Source organism: Halomonas sp. MMSF_3323 (genome assembly GCF_030733595.1).
Lineage (GTDB): Bacteria > Pseudomonadota > Gammaproteobacteria > Pseudomonadales > Halomonadaceae > Halomonas > Halomonas litopenaei.
In genome coordinates this window covers 1-7,847 of record NZ_JASHIT010000052.1, presented here as the reverse complement: position 1 = coordinate 7,847, position 7,847 = coordinate 1, and the positions used below count along the sequence as shown (strand labels likewise).

The 7,847-nt window shown below is 64.2% G+C and carries 6 protein-coding genes; 2 read left to right on the top strand and 4 right to left on the bottom strand.

The features are described 5' to 3' along the window. Window positions 1-59: 59 nt before the first annotated feature. The gene (locus RBB39_RS20560) at window positions 60-2,033 is read right to left on the bottom strand and encodes an acyl CoA:acetate/3-ketoacid CoA transferase (RefSeq protein WP_045993343.1); all 1,974 of its coding nucleotides are present in this window, start codon (window positions 2,031-2,033) and stop codon (window positions 60-62) included. A gap of 301 nt (window positions 2,034-2,334) precedes the next feature. Between RBB39_RS20560 and RBB39_RS20555 the strand changes: the two genes are divergently transcribed. Beyond that, window positions 2,335-3,186 carry an SDR family oxidoreductase gene (locus RBB39_RS20555; RefSeq protein ID WP_045993342.1) on the top strand — a complete coding sequence of 284 codons (852 nt, stop codon included), beginning with the start codon at window positions 2,335-2,337 and terminating at the stop codon, window positions 3,184-3,186. Window positions 3,187-3,299: 113 nt separating this feature from the next. On the opposite strand, the gene cysK is transcribed toward RBB39_RS20555, so the two are convergent. After that, window positions 3,300-4,271, bottom strand: a complete 972-nt coding sequence (gene cysK, locus RBB39_RS20550) for a cysteine synthase A (RefSeq protein WP_045993341.1) — start codon at window positions 4,269-4,271, stop codon at window positions 3,300-3,302. 279 nt (window positions 4,272-4,550) lie between these two features. Further along, window positions 4,551-5,498 carry an alpha/beta fold hydrolase gene (locus tag RBB39_RS20545; RefSeq protein ID WP_045993340.1) on the bottom strand — a complete coding sequence of 316 codons (948 nt, stop codon included), beginning with the start codon at window positions 5,496-5,498 and terminating at the stop codon, window positions 4,551-4,553. Window positions 5,499-5,905: 407 nt separating this feature from the next. Here RBB39_RS20545 and RBB39_RS20540 point away from each other — a divergent pair, with 407 nt between their 5' ends. Beyond that, entirely contained in the window at window positions 5,906-6,844 is a 939-nt protein-coding gene (locus RBB39_RS20540; protein ID WP_071211128.1) for an oxidoreductase, read from the top strand. A 126-nt stretch (window positions 6,845-6,970) separates the two neighbouring features. Here the strand turns inward: RBB39_RS20540 and RBB39_RS20535 are convergent, their stop codons facing one another. Next, window positions 6,971-7,780: a transporter substrate-binding domain-containing protein gene (locus RBB39_RS20535; RefSeq protein ID WP_045993339.1), complete on the bottom strand. Its 810-nt coding sequence runs from the start codon at window positions 7,778-7,780 to the stop codon at window positions 6,971-6,973. Between the last annotated feature and the right edge of the window lie 67 nt (window positions 7,781-7,847).

Here is a 7,847-nt window from a genome sequence, read left to right as displayed (position 1 = left end):
GGGGGTAGTCGTGGCGCCTCTTCGCGAGCAGATGTACAGGCAGTTGAGCCGCAGAATGGTCAGCTGTCTTGCTGCTCGTCGAGCAGGTGGCTCAGGGCGTCCTTGCGGTTTTCGTAGATGTGCGGTGCATCGGCACGGCGCTCCAGCGCGTCGCCGAGCTTGAGGCGCAGGAAGGCACTGGTGGTGTAGCGAGTGACGCGCTCGTAGAAGCGCTCGGACAATCCGCAGATCATTTCGGTGTAGCGCTCGACAAGGTGCGGCGCGATGGTGAAGTTGTCGTAGTTGACGATGGCATAGACGGGACGGCCCAGGGGCTCAAGCAGGCGTTCGACCTCCCTCTCGATGGTGGCGATGGTGTCATCGTCGTTGACCGCCAGTCCCTCGAAGTTGATGAAGAACTGGTAAGTGTCGAGATCGACGCTCAAGCGCTCGGCGATCGGCCGCTCCAGCAGGGTCTCGAGCAGGTCCATGGAGGCGCTGTCGAACAGGCGGGGATCCATGGTGGCAAGGGGCGCGTCGATGTGGGGCCGAAAGTCCATCAGCGCCAGGATGTCGCGCTCCAGTTCCACCCCCGGGGCGATCTCGATCAGCGTCAGCCCTTGCGCACGCAGTTCGAACACGCAGCGCTCGGTGACGTAGAGCACCGGCTGGCCGCGCTTCGCCGCCAGGGGGCCGCTGAAGGTGCGGTGCTCGACGCGCTCGACAAACTTGCGCTGGCTGCCGTCGGCGTCGATCTTTAGTCTTCCCGAGTCGATGGACAGCTGGGCACCGGCGGTGAAGGTGCCGACGAACACCAGCCGTTTGGCGTTCTGGCTGATGTTGATAAAGCCGCCGGCGCCGGCAAGCCTGGGGCCGAAGCGGCTGACGTTGACGCTTCCCTCCTGGTCGACCTGGGCGAGACCGAGAAAGGCGATGTCCAGGCCGCCGCCATCGTAGAAGTCGAACTGGCTTGGCTGGTCGATGATCGCATGGGTATTGATGGCGGCGCCGAAGTCGAGCCCGCCCGCCGGCAGGCCGCCGATGACGCCGGGCTCGGCGGTCAGCGTCAGGTACTCCAGCAGCCCTTCCTCATTGGCCACGTTGGCGATGCCCTCAGGCATGCCGATGCCCAGATTGACGATGCTGTTGGGCCGAAGCTCGAAGGCGGCGCGGCGGGCGATGACCTTGCGCTCGGTCAGCGAGAGGCTGGCGATGTCATTCATCGGCGCCTTCAGTTCGCCGGCGAAGGCGCGACTGAACTGGGTGGCGAAGGTCTGCCAGTGATGCTCGGGCTGTGCCAGCACCACGGCGTCGACCAGCACGCCGGGGATCTTCACGTCCTTGGCCTTGAGGGTGCCTCGTTCGGCCAGACTCTCGACCTGGACGATGACGATGCCCCCGGAATTGTGCACCGCCATGGCAATGGCCTGCATCTCCAGAAATAGCGCCTCACGCTCCATGGTCACATTGCCGTCGGCGTCGGCGGTGGTCCCGCGCAATAGCGCGACCTGAATCGGCTGAGCCTGGTAGAACAGGTACTCCTCGCCATCGATGGGCATCAGCCGCACGCGATCCTCGGTGGTGCGCTCGTTGATCTTGCCGCCCCCCTGACGTGGGTCGACAAAGGTATCGAGCCCCACCTTGGTCAGGGTGCCCGGCTTGCCGGCGGCGGTGTCGCGAAACAGATGGGAGATCACGCCCTGTGGCAGGTTGTAGGCCTCGATCTGGTTGTCGATGGCCAGCTTCTGCAAGCGGGGTACCAGCCCCCAGTGGCCTCCGATGACGCGCTTGAGCAGTCCCGGGTGACCGAAGTGATCGACGCCACGGCCCTTGCCGTCGCCCTGGCCGGCGGCGTAGATCAGCGTCAGGTCACGAGGATGGCCGGACTCCACGAAGCGTTGCTCCAGCGCTACCGCCAGTGCCTCGGGAAAGGCCACCCCGACGAAGCCGCCGGTGGCAAGGCTGTCGCCGTCACGGATCAGCTGTACCGACTCCTCGGCACTGACCACCTTGTTGCGTTGGCGACTGACGCTGGGAGGAGTGCGATGGGGCATGGGTGTTCCTTTTCAAGCCATGGGGATAGGGGGCACGTCGGCACGCAGAGCCTATGGACCAGTGTGAGCGACATGAAGGCGGCGAGAGGTCGAGATGCTTGACGGTGCAAAGTCGTTGCTTGCCCCTTGAAGTTAGTCGCTGACTGTCCCACTCTGTACAAAAGTGGTACACAACCTTCACGTCACGTGCAGGAAAGGGCTTCTGCCGCAGACGCCTGTTGCGTACCGCCGGCCCCCAGGGATGCCCGTGGTGGCGGGGGCCATGACGTTCGCCATGTCGATGAGCCGAAGGAGTGGATCCATGTCTACACAGCAACCCCCTCAGCAACAGCATCGTCAGCCCGGCAGCGAGTCGGCCATGCAGCCCGAGCCGGAGGTGATCCGTGACAGCTACCGTGGCAGCGGCAAGCTGGACGGCAAGGTGGCGCTGATCAGCGGCGGCGACAGCGGTATCGGTCGCTCCGTGGCGGTGCACTATGCCCGTGAGGGCGCGCACTGCGCCATCGTGCATCTGGAAGAAGATCAGGATGCCGAGACCACCCGCCAGATGGTCGAGAAGGAAGGCGGTGAGTGCCTGGTGCTCAAGGGGGACGTCGGTGATGCCGACTTCTGTCGTCAGGCCGTGGCCAGCACCATCGAGCGCTTTGGACGGCTCAATATCCTGGTCAACAACGCCGCCGAACAGTATGACTGGTCCGATATTACCGAAGTGGATGATGCGCAGCTGGAGCGGACCTTCCGCACCAATGTCTACAGCCACTTCTATCTGTCCAAGGCGGCGGTGCCCCACCTCGACGCCGGCGATACCATCATCGCTACCTCCTCGATCAATGCCTTCAAGGGCAATGACACGCTGCTCGACTACACCGCGACCAAGGGGGCGGTGCAGGCACTGGTACGTTCGCTGGCGGCGACCCTGATGGATCGCGAGATTCGCGTCAACGCAGTGGCCCCGGGGCCGGTATGGACGCCGTTGATCCCGGCGAGCTTCGACGAACAAAAGGTCGCCGAGTTCGGTGGTCAGGTGCCGATGAATCGGGCAGGCCAACCCAGCGAGATGGGGCCCGCCTATGTCTATCTGGCCAGCGAGGAGTCGTCTTACATGAGTGGTCAGACGCTGCACCTCAATGGCGGCGTGGTGCTCAATACCTGAGATGCCGCGGCTGGTTACGCGACTCGCCTCTCCAGCGGCAGCGATGAAAGGCGGGATCGAAATGACAGGCGAGCCGGCACGGGCCGGCTCGCCTGTTGACCGTCTGGGCGACGTTACTGGTTGAGTTCCTGCTCGGTGAACAGGTCGGCGAACAGCGCCGAGCTCAAATAGCGCTCAGCGCTGTCTGGCAGTACCACCACGATATTCTTGCCGGCGAACTCGGGCAGCTTGCTGACACGCACCGCAGCCTCGACCGCTGCCCCGCAGGAAATGCCGCAGAGGATGCCTTCCTCACGCATCAGTCGATGGGCCATGGCCATGGCGTCCTCGTTGGTGACCGTCTCGACGCGATCGACCAGATCCATGTCCAGATTGTCCGGCACGAAGCCGGCACCGATACCCTGGATCTTGTGGGGAGCGGGTTTGAGTTCCTTGCCTTCCCTGGCCTGGGTCAGGATGGGGGAGTCGGTGGGCTCCACCGCCACGGTGGTGATCGCCTTGCCCTGGGTCTTCTTGATGTAGCGCGAGACCCCGGTCAGGGTGCCCCCGGTGCCGACCCCGGCTACGAAGACATCGACCTCGCCGTCGGTATCGTTCCAGATCTCGGGGCCGGTGGTGGTCTCGTGGATGCGCGGGTTGGCCGGGTTGGAGAACTGCTGGGGCAGGAAGTAGGTCGACGGATCGGACTTGGCCATCTCTTCGGCCTTGGCGATGGCGCCGGGCATGCCCTTGGCCGGTTCGGTCAGCACCAGTTCGGCGCCCAGGGCCTTCAGTACCTTGCGCCGCTCCAGGCTCATGGAGGCCGGCATGGTCAGGGTCAGCGGGTAGCCCTTGGCGGCGGCGACGAAGGCCAGGGCGATGCCGGTATTGCCGCTGGTGGGCTCGATGATGGTCATGCCCGGCTTGAGCACGCCGCGTTCCTCGGCATCCCAGATCATCGCCGCACCGATCCGGCACTTGACGCTGTAGGCCGGATTGCGCCCCTCGATCTTGGCCCAGATCGTGGCGCCTTCATTGACCCGGTTCAGCCGCACCAGCGGGGTGTTGCCGATTGCCTGGGCATTGTCGTCGTGGATGCGAGCCATGTCTGACCTCCGTTGCAGGGCCCCGGGTAGCCAGTACAGGCGAGTCGACCAGGGGCAAATGATGGATGCGAAAGAAATCTATCGAGCGTCCACTATGCCTCAGGTTGGCGCCCGCCACGAGAGAGCGAGGGCTCGCTTACCGCCAAGGGAATTAAAGCGGCTGGCGAAACAGCACGCGCCCGCATCGAGCGGGCGCGTGATCGGCATGGTGAACGCCGTCGCCGTTCAGGACCCAAGGTCGGGTCTCCCGACGAGCAGCGCTGACAAGGGCGGAACCTCCTACTGCTGGTCCCACGCAACGAAGGCGTCGACCACCTCCTGGGGGCGCTCCAGCGGATAGAAGTGGCTGGCGTCCAGATATTCCCAGGTGGCGTGGGGCATGATGCGGGCCAGCGCCACGCCGGAGACGTAGGGCGGCTGGAAGGGGTCATGCACGCCCCACAGCAGCATCGCAGGCTTGTTCCACATCACCATCTGAGGTGAGGCCTCAAGGGTAAGGCGGTTATCCATGGCCTTGAGGTACTCGATGAAATGGTTGCGGGTCGACTCGTTCTCGGCATAGTTGCCGTAGAGGTCCTCGAGGATCTCGTCGGTCAGGGTCTCCTCCGGCTGCATGAGACCTGCCGAGGCGAAGTTCTTGACGATCTCGCGGACGTTGTCGGCACTGAAGATCTGGCTGGCCTCGGCGGACTTGGCCTTGGCGATGGCGGCGTTGGCCTCAGGGACCGGCCACATGTCGAGCACGGCGGAGTTGCCGATCACGATCTTGCGGACCTGGTTCTGCTCCTTGAGCTCGGAATCGGTCACCATGATCTGGGCGATGCCGCCTCCCAGGTCGTGGCCGAACAGGATGTAGGGGCCGGGCATCACCTGATTGGCGAAGTCGGTCATGATTTCGGCCTGGCCCTTGAGCGAGTGGTCGGCATCCATGGGGCCGTCGGTGTAGCTGAGCCCGAGTTGGCCGGGCGCGAAGACGTGATAGCCCTGTTCCGCCAGCAGCGGGCCCACCCGGGAGAACAGCACGCTGTTGAGCGGAATGCCATGGATCAGCATGACCGCCGGGTCACCAGGCTCGCCCCATTCGCGATAGGCGACGCGAAAGTCTCCTACATCAGCAAACTGACGGCCGGGCATCTCGTCGGCAAAGGCCGCAAGTGGTGTGACGGCAAGCGGTGTGATGGCAAGGGCGAGCGACAGGGCAAGGGCGTTGATCGTGCGGATGGGCATGGCGGCTCCTGGGACGGTTATCGATAGCGCTGGCGCCGATGAGCACGGTCGTGATGGCGGTGGCGCAGGCACGAGTGTCAACGGCGGTGCTGACATGGGAGACGGTGGCCGGCCGAGGGCCGAGGCCAGTCGCTTCAAAGGCACTTCATACTCTAGATCAGCGTTACCCGATAAGAAGCCCCCCTGGATTGTCCAAGCATGTTTGAGCATAACGTGATGAAAGCTCGAGTCTGTGCCTTCTCTCCGAGGCCTGTGCCTCTTCACCATGGTCGGGGCTAAAAGAGCACAAGATCGAGCACCTACCTCGAAAGGTGAGTGCCATCTTCGAATTCAAACGCGCTAGCGTGGTAACCGAATCCATGAAATAGGGAGCTTGGCCGTTGAACCATCAAGGGACTGAAAGGTGCGTGCTGGTGACAGGGGCGTCGTCAGGGATCGGCGAGGCGATCGTCACCGCGCTGCTCGAGCAGGGGTTTATCGTCTACGCAGGCGCTCGGCGGGTCGAGCGCATGAGCCACCTGGCTGACAAGGGCGCCCGGGTGCTGTCGCTGGATATCACCGACGCCGACAGCATTGCCGCGGTGCTGACACGTATCGAGCGCGACGGCGTCGAGCTCGATGGGTTGGTCAACAACGCAGGCTACGGCAGCTATGGCGTGCTGGAGGAAGTCCCGATCGAGGAGGCCAGGCGTCAGTTCGAGGTCAACGTGTTCGGGCTGATGGCGTTGACTCGGGAGGTCTTGCCCGGCATGCGACGTCGACGGCGCGGTCGCATCGTCAATATTGGCTCCATGGCCGGCCGTATCTGGTTTCCGGTGGGTGGCTGGTACCACGCCACCAAGTACGCGTTGGAAGCGCTGAGTGATGCCCTGAGGGTCGAGACGCGCCCCTTTGGCCTGTCCGTCAGCCTGATCCAGCCCGGGGTGATTCGCAGCGAATGGGCGGCGATTGCCCGCAAGCCCTTGTGCGAGAACCCTCCCGAGGCGCCCTATGCGCGGATCAAGCGCGGCATGGCCGAGATCCTCGCCGATCACTCCCGGGCCGGCACCCCCGAGATGATCGCCGAGGCGGTGGTCCATGCCCTGACCGCCAGTCGCCCGCGTCGACGCTACGCGCGGCCTCGGGACGCCAGGATATTGATCTTCCTGCACTGGCTTTTACCCACCTGGGCGTGGGAGAGAGGCGTCAGGTGGTTGCTGGCACGCTATGCCCGCAAAGCGAGTGACGACAACGGCGGCGGTGCTAGTGTCGACGGAGACGAGGCCGGCCCTGACAGCGGTCCGGAAAACAACAACGAAAGCGGTAATAAAAGCGACGGCGAAAAGCGGGGTGAGGCGGAAAGCTGAGCCGACGCCGGTCAGACCAACGTGGGAAGCATCGAGGGAAGCATCAAGGGAAGCTACAGGGGAAACCACGAAGGAAACGACAAGGGCCCGCCATGCTCAGGCGGGCCCTTGTGCTTGCCATGCTGGTTACAGGCGGCTGGCGGGGCGCAGATCGTAGTCGAAGTACTGCTCCATCAGGCGCTGGAAGGTGCCGTCGGCGTAGACCTCGTTTAGAGCCTGGTTGAAGGTCTCGGCCAGGGCTTCATCGCGGGGGCGCACGGCGATGGCGTTGCCGCGCCCGAAGATCGATTCTGGCGAATTGATACGCTCGCCGACCTGGGTGAAGTCGCCATCCTCGGCCTTGATATCCAGCGCCTCGATGGCCACCGGGTAGTTGATGAAGGCCAGGTCCAGACGCCCGCTTTCCATGTCGAGGGCGACCTCGTCGGCGGTGGCGTAGCGGCGGATATCGAGGGTGTCGCGATAGCGCCCGGTGATGTAGGTGTCCTGGGTGGTACCGCGCTGGACGCCGACGGTCATGCCCTCGAGGCTTGCCAGGTCTTCCGGGTCGACGGCCTCGCCGCGACGGGCCACCCAGACCTTGGGCGACATGGCGTAGGGCTCGCTGAAGCGAACCTGGCGTTCACGCGCTTCGGTGATGCGCATCGACGACAGGATGGCGTCGTACTTGCGTGCCAACAGGCCGGGGATGATGCCGTCCCAGCCCTGGACGATCCACTCGCAGTCCAGTTCGGCGCGTTTGCACAACTCGTTGCCCAGATCGATCTCGAAGCCCGCGAGTTCGCCGTTGGCGTCGCGGTATTCGAACGGTGGATAAGGCACATCGACGGCGATACGCACCTGGCGAGCCTCGTCGCCGAAGGCGGCGGGCATCGTCAGCATCGTCGCGCAGGCGATGGCCAGGGGGGACAGCAGACGCTGGGAGAAAGAGCGCATGGGGAACCTTGTCGTCAGGGAAGAAGGGGGAGGGGTTATCGTTATGGTGACCGTCGACGGGGCCAGC

Bases quoted from the DNA above. Each gene is read 5' to 3' on its own strand.
- RBB39_RS20560 (WP_045993343.1), bottom strand. From the start codon at position 2,033: ATGCCCCATCGCACTCCTCCCAGCGTCAGTCGCCAACGCAACAAGGTG.
- RBB39_RS20555 (WP_045993342.1), top strand. From the start codon at position 2,335: ATGTCTACACAGCAACCCCCTCAGCAACAGCATCGTCAGCCCGGCAGC.
- cysK (WP_045993341.1), bottom strand. From the start codon at position 4,271: ATGGCTCGCATCCACGACGACAATGCCCAGGCAATCGGCAACACCCCG.
- RBB39_RS20545 (WP_045993340.1), bottom strand. From the start codon at position 5,498: ATGCCCATCCGCACGATCAACGCCCTTGCCCTGTCGCTCGCCCTTGCC.
- RBB39_RS20535 (WP_045993339.1), bottom strand. From the start codon at position 7,780: ATGCGCTCTTTCTCCCAGCGTCTGCTGTCCCCCCTGGCCATCGCCTGC.